This window comes from Kitasatospora sp. NPDC053308, from assembly GCF_055585785.1.
The window spans coordinates 78208-94941 of the sequence record NZ_JBVJJY010000013.1; the positions used below are offsets into that span (position 1 = coordinate 78208).

At 70.9% G+C, this 16734-nt stretch carries 12 protein-coding genes and 2 pseudogenes; 5 read left to right on the forward strand and 9 right to left on the reverse strand.

All coding sequences use genetic code 11. The features are described 5' to 3' along the window. Positions 1-66: 66 nt before the first annotated feature. Positions 67-2592, forward strand: a complete 2526-nt coding sequence (locus tag ACZ6Y7_RS26060) for an NACHT domain-containing protein (protein WP_465760354.1) — start codon at positions 67-69, stop codon at positions 2590-2592. A 261-nt stretch (positions 2593-2853) separates the two neighbouring features. Here the strand turns inward: ACZ6Y7_RS26060 and ACZ6Y7_RS26065 are convergent, their stop codons facing one another. Beyond that, entirely contained in the window at positions 2854-3486 is a 633-nt protein-coding gene (locus ACZ6Y7_RS26065; protein WP_465760447.1) for a DUF6939 family protein, read from the reverse strand. Positions 3487-4080: 594 nt separating this feature from the next. On the opposite strand from ACZ6Y7_RS26065, the gene ACZ6Y7_RS26070 reads away from it, so the two are divergent. Both ACZ6Y7_RS26070 and ACZ6Y7_RS26075 read left to right on the forward strand, forming a co-directional pair. Then, positions 4081-4749, forward strand: coding sequence for a hypothetical protein (locus tag ACZ6Y7_RS26070; RefSeq protein WP_465760355.1), 669 nt, complete (start codon positions 4081-4083; stop codon positions 4747-4749). Positions 4750-5816: 1067 nt separating this feature from the next. Next, a pseudogene (locus ACZ6Y7_RS26075) lies at positions 5817-6287 on the forward strand (transposase); the annotation flags it as partial. 25 nt (positions 6288-6312) lie between these two features. On the opposite strand, the gene ACZ6Y7_RS26080 reads toward ACZ6Y7_RS26075, so the two are convergent. The 3 genes from ACZ6Y7_RS26080 to ACZ6Y7_RS26090 all read right to left on the reverse strand — a co-directional run bounded on the left by ACZ6Y7_RS26080 (position 6313) and on the right by ACZ6Y7_RS26090 (position 9932). Further along, entirely contained in the window at positions 6313-7665 is a 1353-nt protein-coding gene (locus ACZ6Y7_RS26080; RefSeq protein WP_465760356.1) for a tetratricopeptide repeat protein, read from the reverse strand. A 58-nt stretch (positions 7666-7723) separates the two neighbouring features. Then, entirely contained in the window at positions 7724-8395 is a 672-nt protein-coding gene (locus ACZ6Y7_RS26085) for a hypothetical protein (protein ID WP_465760357.1), read from the reverse strand. Between the two features lie 67 nt (positions 8396-8462). Next, the gene (locus ACZ6Y7_RS26090; RefSeq protein ID WP_465760358.1) at positions 8463-9932 is read right to left on the reverse strand and encodes a hypothetical protein; all 1470 of its coding nucleotides are present in this window, start codon (positions 9930-9932) and stop codon (positions 8463-8465) included. A gap of 264 nt (positions 9933-10196) precedes the next feature. On the opposite strand from ACZ6Y7_RS26090, the gene ACZ6Y7_RS26095 reads away from it, so the two are divergent. Both ACZ6Y7_RS26095 and ACZ6Y7_RS26100 read left to right on the forward strand, forming a co-directional pair. After that, positions 10197-10595 carry a hypothetical protein gene (locus ACZ6Y7_RS26095; RefSeq protein ID WP_465760359.1) on the forward strand — a complete coding sequence of 133 codons (399 nt, stop codon included), beginning with the start codon at positions 10197-10199 and terminating at the stop codon, positions 10593-10595. Between the two features lie 324 nt (positions 10596-10919). Then, a pseudogene (locus ACZ6Y7_RS26100) lies at positions 10920-11458 on the forward strand (HAD domain-containing protein). A gap of 64 nt (positions 11459-11522) precedes the next feature. Here the strand turns inward: ACZ6Y7_RS26100 and ACZ6Y7_RS26105 are convergent. From ACZ6Y7_RS26105 to ACZ6Y7_RS26125, 5 genes are all read right to left on the reverse strand, one after another. After that, entirely contained in the window at positions 11523-11957 is a 435-nt protein-coding gene (locus ACZ6Y7_RS26105) for an SMI1/KNR4 family protein (RefSeq protein WP_465760360.1), read from the reverse strand. A gap of 167 nt (positions 11958-12124) precedes the next feature. Further along, positions 12125-12529 carry a hypothetical protein gene (locus ACZ6Y7_RS26110; RefSeq protein ID WP_465760361.1) on the reverse strand — a complete coding sequence of 135 codons (405 nt, stop codon included), beginning with the start codon at positions 12527-12529 and terminating at the stop codon, positions 12125-12127. 186 nt (positions 12530-12715) lie between these two features. Next, entirely contained in the window at positions 12716-13120 is a 405-nt protein-coding gene (locus tag ACZ6Y7_RS26115; protein WP_030240262.1) for a DUF6009 family protein, read from the reverse strand. After that, positions 13117-14763, reverse strand: coding sequence for a DNA primase family protein (locus ACZ6Y7_RS26120; protein WP_465760362.1), 1647 nt, complete (start codon positions 14761-14763; stop codon positions 13117-13119). Before ACZ6Y7_RS26120 ends, ACZ6Y7_RS26115 begins: the two co-directional genes overlap by 4 nt. Beyond that, on the reverse strand, positions 14760-15863 hold the full coding sequence (locus ACZ6Y7_RS26125; protein WP_465760363.1) for a bifunctional DNA primase/polymerase: 1104 nt from the start codon (positions 15861-15863) through the stop codon (positions 14760-14762). The genes ACZ6Y7_RS26120 and ACZ6Y7_RS26125 overlap by 4 nt, the downstream gene beginning before the upstream one ends. Positions 15864-16734 lie beyond the last annotated feature (871 nt).

Sequence of the window (16734 nt, forward strand, 5' to 3'; positions counted from 1 at the left end):
AGGTGCGCTCCAGCCAGCCCGCCGGAAGCCCCTCCACATGCCCGCCCCGCCTGACAGCATGTCGAGATGACTGGTGAGGTACACAACAGCAACAGCGGTTCGGTCCGGAACCTGATCCAGGCAGACAGCGTCGGCACCATCCACATCGGCTCCTCCTTCCTCCCACGCTCCACCGCCGCCGCAGCCGAGATCGATCTGCTGGACGGGCTGGCCAGTGTGGTCCAGGACCAGTGGCGGGAGGAGGCCAACGTCCGTGGTCTGCGGGGGCAGGTGCAGGTTCCGCTGGCGCTTGCGTGGGAGCTGGAGCAGGGGCACGAAGACGGGCCCGACGGGGTACGGGCCGAGTCGGTCGGGCTCGACGCTCTGGTCACGCGTGCCAAGGCGCTCTCGCCGCATCAACTGGTGATCACCGGGCCGCCCGGGGCAGGTAAGTCCTCCATCGCCGTCCTGCTCGTCCTCGAACTGCTGGGGGAGGGTAAACGGGCCTCCGTGGAGAACGTCCCCGTCATCCTGTCACTGTCGGACTGGGACCCGGAGGTGCACTTCTGGGACTGGGTCATCAAGCGGGTGTGCGAGGACTACAGGGAGCACGTCGAAGGTCTCGACCCCGGCTCGGTGAGATCGCTGGTCCGCGGACGCCGGATCGTGCCGGTCCTGGACGGCTTCGACGAGCTACCGCCGCTCGCCCGTCAGGACGCGGCGAAAGCGCTGAGCCTGTTGTTCGACACCGGGGAGACTCTGGTCCTGACCTCCCGACCGGAGGCCTATCAGCGTGCCGTCACGAAGGTCCCCCTCCTGAGGCGTGTTCCGGTGCTACGCGTCCTGCCGGTTCCGCCCGAGGCCGGGAGGAGCTATCTCGCCCGATCCTGCGATCAAGAACGCCTCGAGTCCTGGAAGCCGGTCTTCGAGGCGTTGGAGAACGATCCCGAGAGCCCGGTCGCCCAAGCCCTCTCCTCGCCCCTGATGCTGGCGCTCGCGGCGGCGGTCTACACACCGCAGGAAGCCGATCCGCGTGAGCTGCTCGACACGGAGCGGCTTCCCACGCGGCTCGACGTCGAGGGACACCTGGTGGACGGATTGGTCCCCGCCGTCTGCGCACTGGGACCACGGCCGTCCGACCTGCCCGGTCCAGTGGTGCGCCGCTGGAGGCCCACCAGGGCACCCGGGTACTGCCGCTTCCTCGCGGCCGAGCTCCACCGCCGGCGCACCCACACCATCGCGTGGTGGCAGCTGCGGAGCCGGCTGACCGAACCGGGTGTCTGGGGCGCCGTCGTCATCGTCGCAGTGGCAGTCTGCGGCACATCGGCGAGCTACGCGTTCGCAGGGCTCGCCGCCTTCTTCGGAGCCCCTCCCCCACGGCCCGGACTCGGGATCTCGGGCGTGGGCCAGGCACTCGGTGCCGTCGCCTCGGTCGCCATCATCACCACGGCGTTCGGACGAGTGCTGACGAGGCACCTGTTCGCCGGCTTCGACGACCGACCGCGGCAGCCGGCGCCCGGTACCAGCGGACCGGTCCTCCTGGCGACGGCCGCGCTGGCCACGGCGGCAGTCGGTGTGTCCCTGCCCGGCAGCACAGCGGCGTACCTGTGCGTCTTCGTCCTCCCCCTGCTGTCCGGTGTGCTGCTGACCCGCTCGTCCGAGTCCGATCTGGCGACCGGACCGACACAGCTGCTGCGCGGCGAACGCAGGATCGCCCGGGTCGAGGCCGTGGTGGTCGCTCCGGCCGTCGCGGGGACGTCCATGGCGTTCTTCCACTGGCTCTACGGTGATCCGCTGCTCATCACCGGCGGGCTCGCCATCGCCTGGTCGTGCTCGGCCGCGGTGCTGGTGGCTCTCAGCCGATGGGGCCGCTGGTACGCCACACGCCTCTACCTGGCGGGACGGCGACGTCTGCCACGGGATGTCCTCGGCTTCCTCGAGGAGGGGCGCCGGCTGGGCGTGCTCCGGCAGGTCGGCACGGTCTACCAGTTCCGGCACGCCGCGCTCAGGGACAGGCTCGCGGGTGCGGCACCAGGCGGGACGGCCGACAGCCCCGAGGCTCCACGCGAGGTGGTCCTCAGGAGCAGCGTGAGCACCGTCAGGGCCCTGCGGGCGCTGGCATCCGACCTGTCGGCGCTGACCGCCGTCTTCCTTCTGGTGGTCTCCCCGATGGCTTCGGGGCCGGAGTTCCGTGCCGATCTGCACCAGAGCCGGCTCCTGCTGCTGCGCTGGTGGCCTCTGCTGCTGGCCGGAATCGGTGTCCTCGTCCTGGGCGGACTGGCTTTGCGGGTGGTTGCGACGCGGCTGCGCATCGACGGCGAGGGCGTGCAGCTCAACGGTGGCCGTCGACTGCGGCTGCGATGGGACCAGGTGACAGAGGTCCAGGTGCGGCGGATCCGGTTCAGCCGGAACGCGGAGGACGGCGCTCCCAGTGTGAACGTCTCCTACTGTCTGGTGATGAAGCCGGTGTCCGGGCTGGCCACCCCTCGGCACCTCACCGATGCGCGCGGCTGGGTCCGGGTCTGGGAGCTGGGTTCCACCGAGCTGATGCCGCCCGAGCTGGAACGCGCGCTGACCCGCTTCGTCGGTGATCGTTGGCGCCGCGACGTCTGAGACCTGAGCTTCCGGTCTCCGGGCCGGGGACCGGCCGACGCGTTCCCGCACCGGACGCGCGAGATTTTCCGCGGAAAATTCGAGACGGCGCTGATTCGGGTGGCACGGCGCGAGGCCGCCGGTGGATGGACTCCGGCCCCGCGCCGTCACCGGCGACCTCAGGAATTTTCCGCAGAAAATCAGCGAGCAGGCCTCCCCCGGCCTCGGCTCGACATCTGCGGGTCCCTGCCCGTCAGCCGCCTCCCCGCGCCCCAGGGGCACTCATGGCATCCGATCAGCAGTCCCGCCGGACTCCCCGAGCTCGTCCTCACGGGGCCAGCGTCCCTCCACGTGCCGCTGAATGAGCGCCGCGTGCGAGAGCGGGCGAGCGGGGTCGGCGACGTCCCCGTTGGTGGTGTAGTCGAGGAGCACGACGTCGTCCTTGGCCCGGATCAGCTCGACCAGGTCGGCGACGCGGTGCTCAAGGATCCACCGATAGGACGGCAAGTAGATCCGGCGCCGAGCCGTCTCGTAGGCCAGGAGCCGGTCGCCGTCCAGGCCGGCCCGGTGGCCCTGGACCGGTCCGTGTCGGCGCACCGTCCGCTTCAGCCCTCGCATCGTGGTGATCTCAAGCCTCGTGGGGTCGACGTCGGCGTCCTGGAAGACCTTGAGGGCTTGCCAGATCCCTTCGACGGACTGGCTGGTCACTCCCTCGCTGAAGGGGACCGGGATGCCTCCGTGCGGATAGAACGGGCTCAGCCGCACCCACGGGTCCGGTCCTTTGGAGGTCACGGCGCCAGGGAAGGCGTCGGTCAGTGACGCCGTCGAGCGGCGCCGGCTGGCGATATGGATCGGCATCTGTGAACCCCCTGATCGATGACGGAAGGGATCGAGCATGCCCGAGGGCACTGACATCCGTCCCGTCACCTGAGAGCCGGCATCGTCGGCCGGCCGCCGGGACATCGGCGGAACATCGGCCGACCCAGCTGCCCCCTGCGCGCCATGCCGCTCCCCCGCCGCCGCAGGATCGTCCGTCGTCCGGACTCGGAAATTTTCCGCAGAAAATTTCGTGCCGCCGTAAGCCACGCAACGAGCCGTCGGCGACATCGTCGCCCCATCGATCTCACGGGAACACACCTGGGCAACCACCCGGGTGCGTGGAATTTTCTGCGGAAAATCGTCCGCGGCGCGCAACCTGCGCCCGCCGGCCCGGACGTCAGACCACCGCTCACCGCCCGCGTAGGATCCCGCCCCGTGCCTATGGAAGTGCCAGTCAGCGCCTGAAGTCCACGGCGGAAGAGCACCCGGAGAGGTGGACACGATCGACTGGCCGGTCCGCGCGTCGGCATTCCAGATCCTTTCCGGACGCCATCGCCGCCGTACCGGTACCGAAGCCAGCGAGGAAGCAGGCGGGGGGAGTGGGCGGAAGGCGAAGCGTTGAGTACAGGACGCCGAGTTGAGTACGGGTACTCAGGAAGAGGCCGGACCACCCCGGCCACGATACGAACCATGGGAATCGGCTTTCGGCAGGGTGGTCGGGGACGCGGGGCGGCGCTCGCGCTCGCGGGCTTCGTGGTGGTGGGTGCGACGGCGGTCGGCGGGGTGAGGGTCACCGGAGCCTGGGAGGGGGACCCGTTCCCGGCGGCCGATCCGGCCGCCACCGCCGAGCATCTGAACGACCGGACGCTGGCCGTCTACGACGCGCTCGGCCTGCCCGACGGGCTGTCGCTCGATCTACGGCACAGCCTCGGGGTGCAGGCCGACGTCTACGACTGCCACCGGCGGGGCCTCGCCCACTTCGTCGACAACCTGGAGGACACCCCTCCGCACGAGCCCCGCACGGCCGCGGTCAGCGCGGGCTTCACGCTCACCGGGCTCACGCACCAACAGGCCGCCGAGGCGATGGACCGGGCCGACGGATCCCTGACCGGGCAGGGCTGGACGGTCGGCTTCCGTGACCTCCATGGCGACATCCAACTGAAGCTGACTCCCCCGACCGTCGGTCCTGGCGGCGTCTCCGACACCGTCTTCGTCGACTACTACGACCGGAGCGGCTTCTTCACCATCGAGGCGCACGCGGAGTGCGCTCACTACCTCGACGACACAGCTGTGGACTTCGAGGGCAAGCCGGAGCACCTGGCAGACCTCTCGGTGCCGACGCGGGTCCGCCGGGACTGACCGTGATCCCCGCCGAGAGTTTTCTGCGGAAAATTCCGAGCCCGCCGGGATGGACTCGGGAGTAGCCCCGTGCCCTCGTACGACCCCGCGAGCTCCGCCAGCCACGGATGTCCGGGGTGCACGCGCGTCAGCCAGTCACCAAGGAGGTTCCGCCGTTCCCGGCCCCGTAGGGGCAGCACACCGTCGAAGTCCGGCTGGTCCTTGGGCCGGGGCCGCCTCGGCTTGAACGGCAGCACCAGCTCCGGCGCCAGGCACGGGATCCGGTCGACTGTCCGCTCGATGATCGTGTCGTACGGCAGCCGGGGCGCCTCTCGCCCCGTCGGTAGGTCCAGGTGCCGCCTTGGTGCGGCTCGCGGAAGACATCGAAGAGGAGCCGGCCGCTTGCCGGGTCGCGCGCCGAGGTCTGATGCGTGGCGGCCAGGCCTTCAGCTTCGGCTGCCGGCCAGACCACTGCCGAACCCAACGCGTCGAAGACGTAGTCGAGAAAGCTTTCCCGGAGATCCGGAACGCCGCCGCCGGAACGGCGATCTCGAACTCGCCGTGCGGACGCGTCTGGTCCAGTGCCCAGCCCGCCGCGACGCATGACGTCGCACCGACTCCGTCCAAGTGCTGCGCGACCTTCTCCGGCCGCCACGCCTCCGCCCAACAGGCACATCCAGTTCGTCCGCGTCGAACGCTACGCCGCCGGGCCGGGGAAGTCGCTCATCGTGACAACCTGCTGCCGACACGGCTTGACGGCCCGGACTCCGATCAGCCGAGCCGACAAACCCTTCGTCTTCGGGCTCCGATTTTCCGCGGAAAATTCGGTCGACTGTGGCCCCGCGCCGGGCGGAGCCCGACGGCCCCACTGGAATGCCGCACCGGCCCGGATCGCGGAGTCGTCCACGATCCGGCGTAGCGGGAATTTTCCGCGGAAAATCCGAAGAGCGCTGACGTGGGCCGGTCACGTCCGGCGGGACGTGACAATCCAGGTCGCGGAGATTCAGGCCGACAGGTCCGAGGGAAAGGCGAAGCCGGCTCCGACGACTGCGGGATCGAGGGCCAGGCTCACACGTGTCCCGCCACGGTCCGGTGACGATCTCGCCGAGGCGGTCGAGGCTGCCTTCCGTGAGCACCCGGACGCCGAGATCTATCTCAGTTTCCCCGGTCTCGGCGTTCAGCTCGCCGCCCGGGTCATGGCAGAGATCGGTGACGACCGGACCCGCTTCGCCGACGCCCGCGGCCTCAAGGCCTACGCCGGATCAGCGCCCATCACCCGTGCCTCCGGCAAGAAGAGCTACGTGGGCCGGCGCATGGTGAAGAACGACCGGCTCATGCACGCAGGATTCCTTTGGGCTCTCTCATCCCTCCGGGCCTCGCCTGGCACCAACGCCCACTACCGCCGCCGACGCGACCACGGCGGTTGGCACGCCGCCGCCCAGCGCAACCTCCTCAACCGCGTGCTGGGCCAGCTCTTCCACTGCCTTCAGAAGCGCCAGCCGTTCGACGAACAGCTCGCCTTCCACGTCTCACAGGAACCTGCCGCAGCGGCGGCGTAGCCACGGATGGAGATGCGGAGCAACGTCAGAATGGAGGCTCGCTGCACCAAGGGCCGCTCCATCGGGCGGGAGGACGGGGGTCGTGCTGCTGGAGGAGTGCCACGGCGTCGTCGATGCGGCCGAGGTCGATGAGGTAGCCGGCCAGGTCCGTGCGGTTGGCCGAGATGTGCCTGTCAAGGAGGACGACGGCCTCTTCCGTGCGCCCGGCGCCGTGCAGCACCCTGGCGATGTGACCGACGGCGTACGAGGTGTCGCCCTCGGGATGAGCCCGTGCCTGCTCGACCGCCGCGTCGGCCCCGGCGCTGGCGGCGATCAGCGGCAGGCGGATCCAGAACAGGTCCCACTCTTCCTCGCCGCCGCGGCTGGCCTTCAGGTCGTCGAGGTGGGCCAGGCCGTCGTGAGGACGGCCTTGGTCAAGGCAGAGGTCGGCCAGGGTGTGGAGGATCCAGTCCTCGCCGGGGCGGGTGTCGGCCTGGGCACGCATCACGTCGATCGCCTCGTCACCGCGGCCGTGTCGGACCAGGAGCTGCGCGAGCTCGTACGCAGCGTTCGGATCGTCAGCTGCGGCACCGTCTGCCTGCCGGTAGAGCGCGACCGCGCCTTCGACGTTGCCTCGCTCCTCCAATACCTCTGCCAGGCGCTGCGTGGCGTGCCCGTGGTCGTCGGACGCCGCGTACTCGCGCAGTTCGTCGAGCCGGCCGTGTCTAGCCAGCAGATCGGCGAGCTGGTCCCGGCCGTTGACGGAGGTGACATGCCGGGTGCGCAGCAGGGCGATCGCCTCGTCTGTCCGGCCTTGACGCTCCCGGATTTTGGCGAGCAGGCCGAGTGCGGTGTCGGCGTCCAGGCCGCTGCGGCAGCACCACGGGGAATCGCAGCGGTGATCGGCCGGGATGCGGTCGGACAGCAGGAGGGCGGCGTCTTCGTCCAGGCCGGCGACATCGGCGACATCGACCAAGGCGGTGGCGAGGACCCAGTCCTCGATTCCGGTGCTCAACAGCTCGAACGCCTCCGAGGCACTGCCGTTACGGGCCAGCAAGCGCGCGAGGAACTCAAGCGCCTGTCCCCCGGCCGCCGCGTATGGGCGACTCAGTGCAATCGCCTCCTGCGCCCGCCCCCAGCTCTCCAACAGCTCCGCCTGGGCCCGGGCAGCCGGCCACCATCCGGTGGCGACGTACGGAGCGAGGACCTCCAGCGCGTCGTCCCGCTGGCCGCGCTCATCAAGGAGTTGGGCCCACGCCCGTGCGCAGAACCACTCGCCCAGGCCGGCCTGTGATTTCACCTCTCGTTCGTGGCCACGTTCAAGAAGCTGGGCGACCAGCGGAGGTGGGATACAGCCGGACCGAGTCCTGGCCTGACGATCAAGATCAGCAGCGTCCACGGCACCGCACCCTAAACCCCATCACCGACAGGCGGTCAAAAGTCCGCACGCCGCACGGTCAACTCGGGGTACCGCTTGACGCCCTAGCTCCCTGAGATGTCTTCTCCGGGAGGCGGGCCTCCATGACGGCCGGGTCGAGCACGAGGCTGCGCTCGCGTGCCTCGTCGGCGGCGGCCGGGTCCGGGTCGGCGAGCAGGGCGGCGCGCTGCTCGGGCGTCAGCCAGATCCAGGGCGGGCCGGCCTGGCGCCGCAGTTCGGGGTCGGGGTGGGTGGCCATCCGGCGGCGGAAGGCCGGCGGGATCTGCCCGGAGCCGGCCGGCTCCGAGGCGACCTCGGCCGTCGTGAGCAACTGCCCGTCGGGGAAGTCCTCGTCCCGGGCCGTCAGCAGCGCCTCCAGCGCGGCGTCCGGCAGCGGCGCGACCGCCCCGGGCCAGAGGGGCCTCGGTCCGCCCGCGAGGGCGGCGCGCACCATGGCGTGCGGGTCGCGCGCCAGCCGCCCGCGCTCCTCGGGCGCCGCGTACCGGTTGCGGGCGAAGTGCCGCCGCACCACCCGGTCCGGATGCGCGAGTACCGCCTCGACCACCTCGGCCGGTAGCGCCCGCTGCCCGCACAGTACGGCCCATGCCGCCCGGCCCTGCGGTGCGAGCAACCGCAGCAACACCTCGGAGGGCGCGGCCGGGTTGGCGGCCGCGCCGCGCAGCCGGGCCTCGGTGAGGGGAGAGGAGATCATCGGATCAGTCTGGCGGACGGCCGGCATCAGTACGTCCACACGGTCGCTACGTCCGTCGTGCCACTAGCTAAAGGCCCGCCTGGGTGAGCAGGTGCTCCATGCACTCAGCGGGAAGGAACGGCGAGGCGCTGGCGGCCTCCGCGACGCGCTCCGAGGAGTCGGCGATGAGGCGGTGCAGGGAGGAGAGCGGGAGGTTTCGGTGGGCCGCGACCGCGTGGCGGACGCGGTCGTCGGGGTCGGCGGCAAGCTTCTCGGCGAGGTCCGGGGGCAGGTCCGGGTCGCGGGGCGCGAACGAGCGGAGCCGGGACTCGGGGTCGGTGGCGAAACGGCGCAGGGTTGCCGGCGGGAACGTCAGGACCTCCGCCTTGTCCCACCAGAACGTGACCCGCCGAGGGCGGTAGCGGCGCTCGATGCTTTCGGCGGTCTTGGGGTCGACCAGGTGCGGGGCGGTGTGGGCCATGGTGAGGCGGACGATCTCCTCCTCATCCTCGAGCAGTCGGGCCACTGCGTCGAGGGGAAGGGTTCTGCCGGCAGCCGCCGAGACTCGGAAGCTGACATAGGGCGAGTCGATGTGCGGCAGCGGATCGGCCGTCACCCATGGCAGGCGCAGGATCCGCAGTTCCGTGGGTGCGAAGGCGTTCCGATACCGCTGAAGGACTGTCCCGTCGTCGGCTTCAGGGGCCGGATCGGGCATCGAACGCGAGATTTCGTGGACCGAGGCGTGGATCTGTGCGCGCAGGGGCTCCGGCGTGTCGGGTCGGGCGAAGACCTTCACCCGGACACTCAAGGCCGGATCGACGGCCAGGACCTCGCGGACCGACGGCGGCAAGCCGGGGTGCCGGGCGAGTTCGGCGCGTACGTCGCTGTCCGGGTCTGCGACGAGCCGCTGGAGCGTGTCTGTGTCGAGAACGGCGTGGACCACCGCCCCCGCCCGAGTCACGGGATCGGACAGCAGGGCCGGCAGCAGGTCCGAGGGCGGTATCGGATGCGGCCGGTGCGCGAAGGAGGTGGAACAGGCCGCGGCGCGGACCTCAGCTTCGGGATCGGTCAGCAGGCTCCTGCGGACGGCTTCGGGCGCCTGTGTCCAGTACTTCGCCAGCGCGGCTCGGACCTTGGCGTCGGAGTCGACGGCGAGGCGGGCCCGGAGGTCGGACGGCGTGTGATGGCTTTGGGCCAGGTACGCGCGGACCCGGGGATCCGGATCGTCGAGGAGCTGCTCCAGCATCTCCCGCGGCGCGGTCGCGGCGCGCATAGCGAGCGCGGACCGCACCGCGCTGTCCCGGTGCGCGGCCAGACGGATGCGGAACCGGTCCGGCAGGCGGTCGTTGAGCGCCAGGCTGTGCAGGAGCCAGGGATCGTCGATCGCGATGATCTCGGCGATCATGTCGTCGGTCAGGTCCGGCCGGCTCGCCACTTTCCCGTAGCCCTGCCGCCATGCGAACAGTCGCCGGACCATGGAAGCCGGAAGGGCGGGGTTCAGTGCCAACCCCTCCATCACCATGTCGAGGTGGACCGGAGTCAGGGCGTCAGCGTCCATGCGGCCAGGATGCCAGGAGGGCTTCGAGCCGAAGACCTGGGCTGCGGGTCCGCACCGGTCAAGGCTCATTCAAGGGGCGGGACGCACGGGCCCAGGGGAGAGGAGCCCGACTCCCCCTCGGGAGCCCACGGGTTCGTCCTGTGCCCCCGGTCCGTACCGGACTGCCACGGAAGGCGGACTGCGGCCCGGTTGGTGCCATCGGCGCCGCCAGCCCTGATCGGGATCTCGCCGAGCGGTGTCAGCGCCGTGCTGGATCGTTCGGCCATGCTGATTGCGACTGACGAGCGCGGCCACCTGGTGAAGCGCCCGTCCACGCCGGCCATCGAAAGGATGCTGGCCGACCTGGGGCGGGGGAACGCCCACCTGATCCTCGAGCGGGTGGAGGAGGAGCGGCCCGGAGATCGGTACATCCAGGTCCGGCTCCGCGAGGACAACGTCTTCCAGCTCGAGTACAGGGACGGTGTGGTCGAGCTGCACTACCAGACGCTGACGATCTCTCAGGAGAAGGTCCTCGGGGCGCTGCTCGGCTGGGCCGGTGCGAAGCCGGGCTGGCGGGACCGCTTCATGTGGAACAACATCGGTGAGCGGTTCGGCCCCCGGCACTGCGAATCCCGGGAGCCGTCCGGCGGCACGAAGCCCTCGACCGGCCCGGAACCGGTCTGACCGGGGCGGTCGCGGTTCGGTGGCACGAACCGCGGAGTGGTCCGCCTCCAGTGGCACTCGATCAGGGACCGCTCCCACCCCGGTCGGCCGTCCGGGGCCACCGAATTTTCCGCGGAAAATCGTCCGGCTGGAGACCGTTCACGATCCGCGAGGCGGGGGAGTTGGCCCCAGGGAACAGCAACACTGGGAGTCCGACGCCGTGTGCTGGGCGGGTCGCACCTTCGCTCGGTCGCCGACGGCTACGGGCCGGAAAACCGCTGGGTCCGCCGCTGAACAGCCGGTACGGTACGGGAACGATCTTCGGGGGGTGACCTGGTGCGGCCGATGCTGTTGGTGGACGTGGACGGACCGCTGAACCCGAACGCGGCGAAGCCGTACCGCCGTCCCGAGGGCTACGAGACGCACCGGCTGATGACACCGCGGTGGGAGGCGGCCGAACGCCGCAGGCTCCGGGAGTGGGGCCTGGCCCACAAGGCGCCGAAGCCGCTGCGGGTCTGGCTCAACCCGGCGCATGGTCCGGCTCTCGCCGCCCTGCCCTTCGACCTGGTGTGGGCGACGACGTGGGAGGAGGAGGCCAACACCTTCCTCTCACCCGTCCTCGGACTGCCGACGCTGCCGGTCATCACGTGGCCCGATCCGCGTCCGCAGCCCGGCGGCGGCGTGTTCTGGAAGACCCCGGCGATCGTGGAGTGGGCACAGGGCCGCCCGTTCGCCTGGGTCGACGACCTGATCACGGACGCGGACCGCGACTGGGGCCGGGCCCACCACCAGGTCCGGCGCTCCTCCACCGCGTCGATCCGAAGACCGGGCTGACGGCGGAGGACTTCGTTCTCCTGTCGGACTGGGCACGTCTGGTGGTCTGACGGGCCGGCCCGGTCAACGTTTCTGCCCCCGAGTCCACTCGCCGCCCGGAGGCAAGCCCCCGGGTCAGGCGAACCGCAGCTCGCCGGCCATCGCGGCCGCCAGCCACTGGTTGAGGCCGATCCCCAGCGGTCGGCAGTCCCCGTCCGAGGCGGACCACATCGCACCGTCCGGCTCGCGGAAGTCGATCAGCGACCACATCGCGCAGCCCCAGTCGTAGAGAGGCACCACGCCGTCCGGTACCCCGCCGGTGGGGTCGGGTCCGTGCTCGTAGGACTCCGCGACGTGCTCGTCCCGCTGCCCCACGTCGACCGGCAGCACTCCGTCCAGGGTGCCGAAGCCGCCGTTGGACACCTCGGTGTACAGACGCCGCAGGAGCGGTGGGAAGGCGAATCCGATGACGCGTTCCGCCTCGGCCACGGCCTCGTGCGGGGCGGGTGGGGGAGCGTGCCGGTCCCGGGCGATCCTCCGGCAGGCTTCGACGATCTCGTCATCGGTCACCGGGGGATCGTAGTGCGCGGCTCGGACAGTCGAGCCGTCGACAGCGACAACGCTCCCCGGGGCCCGACGGGCCCGCACAGTGCCGCCGACCGGCGCATCGCGCACCCGACGACATCCACGGAGCCCTCCTCGCTCCGGGTAGCGCACTCATCTGCCGGGGGCGCCTGTCACAGTCCGCCCGAGCCCTCGCTCTCCTTCAGCAGCCACTCGGCAACCGAAGGGGCACGGTCGAGGAGCCGGCTGACCTGTATGGCTTCTTCCCGTGAGGTCACCCGCGGCAACGGGGCGAAATCGTCGGGGAGCACGTCCAACAGGCTCATCACCTGCTCTCCCGTCCGCACAACGATCAGCAGCTCGCACCGCAACTGGTGCGGAACGCCCGGGCGGTGGGAGAGGCCGTGCCAGAGAGCCGGTCGCAGGTAGTGAGTTCCGTCGGGTGCCGCATTCGCCTGCAACCACGTCGGGTCCAACCGCTGGTTCAGACCGAGGTCACACGCCCGCCTCTCAAGTCCGAACAGGGACGCCGAATCGACGGCCTTCATCTCGCGTGGCAGGGGCTGATCGACGTGCATGGCCCCATGCTGCCCGACGGCACTCCACCACGAGGAACCGGCCCCGAGCGGTCACTCCGTCATGAGTTCTCAGGCGGGCTGGTGAGGGCTTCACCGGGATGAACCCGTGCCGCGAAAGCCGCCAGTACAACGGAGGGGGTGCCACCCGGGACTCGGGTGGCACCCCACCGCCGTCGACCGACGCGCTCAGGCCTTCGGAAGCGTTATCCCCAGCTCGAGCATCGCCGGGGAGGCCGGGCCGCCCTCGGAGCGCTCGGTCTTGTAGCCCTTGACCCCGGGGGCCACGGTGCGCGGGTCGACGGCCTCCGACGGGGCGCCGGTGGAGTACAGGCCGTCCGGGTCCTGGTCGCGGTCGTGGGGGAGCAGCCAGAAGACGCGGCGGCGGAAGGTGCCGGAGGCGCGGGAGGACTTGGCGTCGGGGCCGAGGATCGCGTAGCCGACCATGCGGCCGTCGCGGTGGTAGGCGGGGCGGCCGCGGCGGGTGGTGAGCCGGTCCAGCGACTGACGGACGTAGTCGAGGTCGGAGGTGTCCTCCAGCCAGACGAGGTCGGTTTCGTGGGCGAGCTCGGCCGGGTCGATCAGCGCGCTCACGCGGTGTGCTCCTCTGTGTCGTCAGTGATCAGGCCGATGCCCGGGTAGTACTTGCGGCTGTTGGACAGGACCATCTCCTTGGGAGAGGTCATACCCAGTGTCTCGCGGACTCGTGCGGCGAAGGCCCGCCCGGATACGGGATTGGCCCCCTCGAATCCGCACCACCGGGTGTAGGCGCCGAAGAGCTGGGCCTGTTCGGCGCGCATGCCCTCGCCGGTGACGCAGGCCTCCTTGAGGAAGCGGCCGACGTGGTCCTCGGTCTCCGCGTAGGCGGTGGTGGCGGTCTGGACGGCCTGCGGGCCGGCGAGGTCCTTCTCCCCGGCGAAGTAGCGGCGGGCGCCGTCGATGAGCCAGGCGAGGATGCCCGGGCCTTCCTCGGCGACCAGGACGTGGGCGAGGTTGTCGATCTTGCGTTCCTCGGGGACGACCCGTTCGAAGGGGATCAGGCGCATGCGCCGCCAGAAGGCGAAGCCGCCGGTGCCGACCTCGGGGCGGTGGTTGCCGAGCAGCCAGAGCTTGTGGGTGGGCTCGAAGGAGAAGAAGTCCTGGCGCATCCGGCGGGCCTTGATCTTGTCGCCGCCGGTGAGCAGCTTGACCCGGGCCTCGTCGAAGCGGTCGCCGGGCTTGAGCTCGGAGCAGACGATGATGCGCCGGCCGTGGAGCTCGGCGAGGTCGGTGGGGTGGCCGTCGAAGGTCTTGGCCATGAGGAAGCCGGGCGGGGCCGCGTCGGCGTAGTCGCCGAGCAGCTGGATCATGACGTCGAGGAGGACGGACTTGCCGTTCTTGCCCTGGCCGTAGAGGAAGGGCATGACCTGGGCGCCGACGTCGCCGCTGATCGAGTAGCCGAGCAGCAGGTGGAGGAAGTCGCGGGTCTGGCGGCCTTCCTTGTCGTCGCCGAAGGTGTCGGTAAGGAAGCGGTCCCAGCGCGGGGTGGGCATCCGGGCGGGGGCGAGGGTGGTGGAGCGGGAGTGGTGGTGGACCTTCGGGTCCGGCGGCACGATGGCGCCGGTGCGCAGGTCGACCACGCCGCCGGGGGTGCACAGGGCGTAGGCGTCGGCGTCCAGGAGGGCGGCGTTGAGGACCATGCCGGGCGCGGACTTGGCCTGGGCGAGCATGGCGTTCATGCCGGAGGTGGACAGGGCGCGGCGGCGGTGCCGGCGCAGGTCGGTGTTGGTGTAGAGGCCGCGGGGGTCGTGGGTGGCGATGCTCTCGGCCATCTCGCCGGCGGCCCACAGGACGGTGTCGTCCTCGTCGAGCTGCCAGCGGTGGGTGGACCAGCGGTACCAGCCGATGCCGGGGACGTGGCGGTAGTCGCGTCCGTAGAGGTGGACGAAGAGCTTGGCGTTGCCGCGGTCGGAGAGGGAGTCGGGCAGCAGGCCGTGGGCGCTGGCCTGTGGGCCCGCGTGGGGGGCGGCGTGGGGGGCGGTGTGGGCCCGGGCGGCCGGTGCGCTCGGTGCCGCGGTGTGGAAGGGCTGCGCGGGTCCCTGGACGGTCTCCTCGGCGGGCTCGTCGAGGAGGCTGTCCTGGACGACGGCGCCGTGCCAGGGGGCTTGGGAGGGGCCTGGGACCGGCGGGTACTCCAGGATCTGCTGGGCTGCGGCCACGGGGTCGAAGACCGTCCTCTTGCGGGTGCTGTCGGTCATCCGCGGGCCTTCCCGATGTGCAGGGGCTGCCGGGCGCCGGCGGCGAGGCCGGAACGGATGACGGCGGAGCTGTGCCGGTCCTGGGCGGGCCGGGCGGTGCGGGCCGCGTCGAGGAGGAGCTGCTCGGCGGCGGCGTGGGTCAGGTGCCCGGCGGAGACGAGGCCTCCGACGGTGTAGGCGGCGCGGTTGAGCTTGCCGGTGAATCCGGCTCCCTCGGGGGTGGTGGCGCAGTCGGTGACGTCCTGCAGGACGGTGTCGAGGACGCGTTCGGCTCCGCGCTTGCCGCCGCCGGCGGCCACCACGGCCTGGCGGGCGCGGTCGGGGACGGGGGCCGGGACGGGGCGCTGGATGTCCTGCCTGACCTTCAGGTGCCCGGTGCGGACGAGTTCTTCGGCGAGCCACCGGGGGAGTGGGGCGGGGGTTCTCGCACCGGGCAGGGGCGTGTAGGTGCCGGCGGCCGTGGTCGTGCCGGGGGCGACGATGTAGCCTCCGTGGGCGCGGACGTCGACCTGCCAGGCCAGGGCCCGCCCGGTGGAGGAGCCGGTGGAGCAGGTGAAGCGGTGGCGGGTGTCGTCCAGGTACCAGATGTGCAGGCCGCCGGAGGGGGTGCGCACGCGCAAGGTGCCGGTGTCCTCGGCCGGGTCGGGGCAGTGGCGCAGGGCGGCCAGCAGGGCGAGGGTGTGGTAGCCGTTCTCCAGCCCGCCGAGGTCGACGTGGTCGTGGATCGGGATGCCGGGCAGGATGCGGTCCCTGGCGGGGACGGTGGCGGGGTGGCTGTCGACGTCGATGACGACCAGGTCGGCCGGGCCGCAGGCGACGCCGGTGCCGAAGTCGGGGTTGGTCCGCCACCAGGCGGTGATGACGTCCTGGTCGAGGGTGGCGGCGTGGAAGCCGTGGCACCAGCGGCCGGCCCCGGGGCACGGGCACTCGGTGGGGGAGTGGGGGGAGTCCTGGCAGGCCTGGCAGTTCGCGGGCGGGGTCTTGCGGCCGGGGGCCAGCGGATGGACGGGCCAGCCCTGGGCGGCGCACCAGCGGGCGACGGCCAGCGTGTCCGGCTGGCGGCCCGTTCGGTCGCTCCCCACGGCCTGCGGCGCCGTCACGCGGGTCCCTCCCCCTCGGTTCAGTAGCTGCTTCAGCTTGCTTCGGTCGCTCGGTAGCTGTCCGACGTTCGGTCGCTCGTTCAGTCGCTGAGGGCAAAAACCCAGGTCAGGGCACCGGTGAGCGCCGAATCAGCGACTGAAGCGACCGAAGTCCAGAAGATAGCTCACACAGACTATCCGAGCGAGGACGTGCGCACGCGGAGTGGCGGACCTCGCGGGGGAACTGAGCGACCGAACCCTGGGGCAGCGACCGAGCCACTTCGGTCGCTGTTCTCGGTCTGTCGGCGTTTCCGCAGGTGGAAGCCGTTTTTTCCAGCCGAACAGCGACTGAAGCGACTCAAGCCCGGGTCTATAACGCGCACACGCACACGGGAATGTCTTCATATACCCGAACTTGAGTCGCTTCAGTCGCTGCGGAGGTAGGTTAACAGCCTCTGACCTGCGGTTTTGTCCAGCGACTGAAGCTCAGCGACCGAAGCTACCGAGTCTCTCCCGCCCGGTCGCTCGGCGTGTCGCGCGTGTCGGAGCTGCTTGGAAGACCCCGTTGTCGGTCGCTTGGGTCGCTTCAGTAGCTCAGCCCCGGACCGGAAGGCAGCCCCCTGCCCCCTGGAACCGCAGTTCGATCTACGGACTTCTGTCCGGAAAAGCCGCTGCTTCGGTCGCTTGAGTCGCTTCGGTGGCTCCGGTTCGCCCGTGCGTACCGCAGGAGAACCGGCACTGGCGAGGTCCCTCGAGGCGGCCGGCACGCAGCACCCACCCCCCGACAGGGACGAGTGCGTCGCTTCGGTCGCTGCGGCTGAGCTCCAGGAGCGGCCGTACCACCTCCGAGCCCGGCCGACCGTCTCCCCTGACGGGCGGTTCCCAGCGACGG

Coding starts and splice junctions, on each gene's coding strand:
- ACZ6Y7_RS26060 (WP_465760354.1), top strand. CDS start 67: ATGACTGGTGAGGTACACAACAGCAACAGCGGTTCGGTCCGGAACCTG.
- ACZ6Y7_RS26070 (WP_465760355.1), top strand. CDS start 4,081: ATGGGAATCGGCTTTCGGCAGGGTGGTCGGGGACGCGGGGCGGCGCTC.
- ACZ6Y7_RS26120 (WP_465760362.1), bottom strand. CDS start 14,763: ATGACCGACAGCACCCGCAAGAGGACGGTCTTCGACCCCGTGGCCGCA.
- ACZ6Y7_RS26095 (WP_465760359.1), top strand. CDS start 10,197: ATGCTGATTGCGACTGACGAGCGCGGCCACCTGGTGAAGCGCCCGTCC.
- ACZ6Y7_RS26090 (WP_465760358.1), bottom strand. CDS start 9,932: ATGGACGCTGACGCCCTGACTCCGGTCCACCTCGACATGGTGATGGAG.
- ACZ6Y7_RS26110 (WP_465760361.1), bottom strand. CDS start 12,529: ATGCACGTCGATCAGCCCCTGCCACGCGAGATGAAGGCCGTCGATTCG.
- ACZ6Y7_RS26085 (WP_465760357.1), bottom strand. CDS start 8,395: ATGATCTCCTCTCCCCTCACCGAGGCCCGGCTGCGCGGCGCGGCCGCC.
- ACZ6Y7_RS26065 (WP_465760447.1), bottom strand. CDS start 3,486: ATGTCAGTGCCCTCGGGCATGCTCGATCCCTTCCGTCATCGATCAGGG.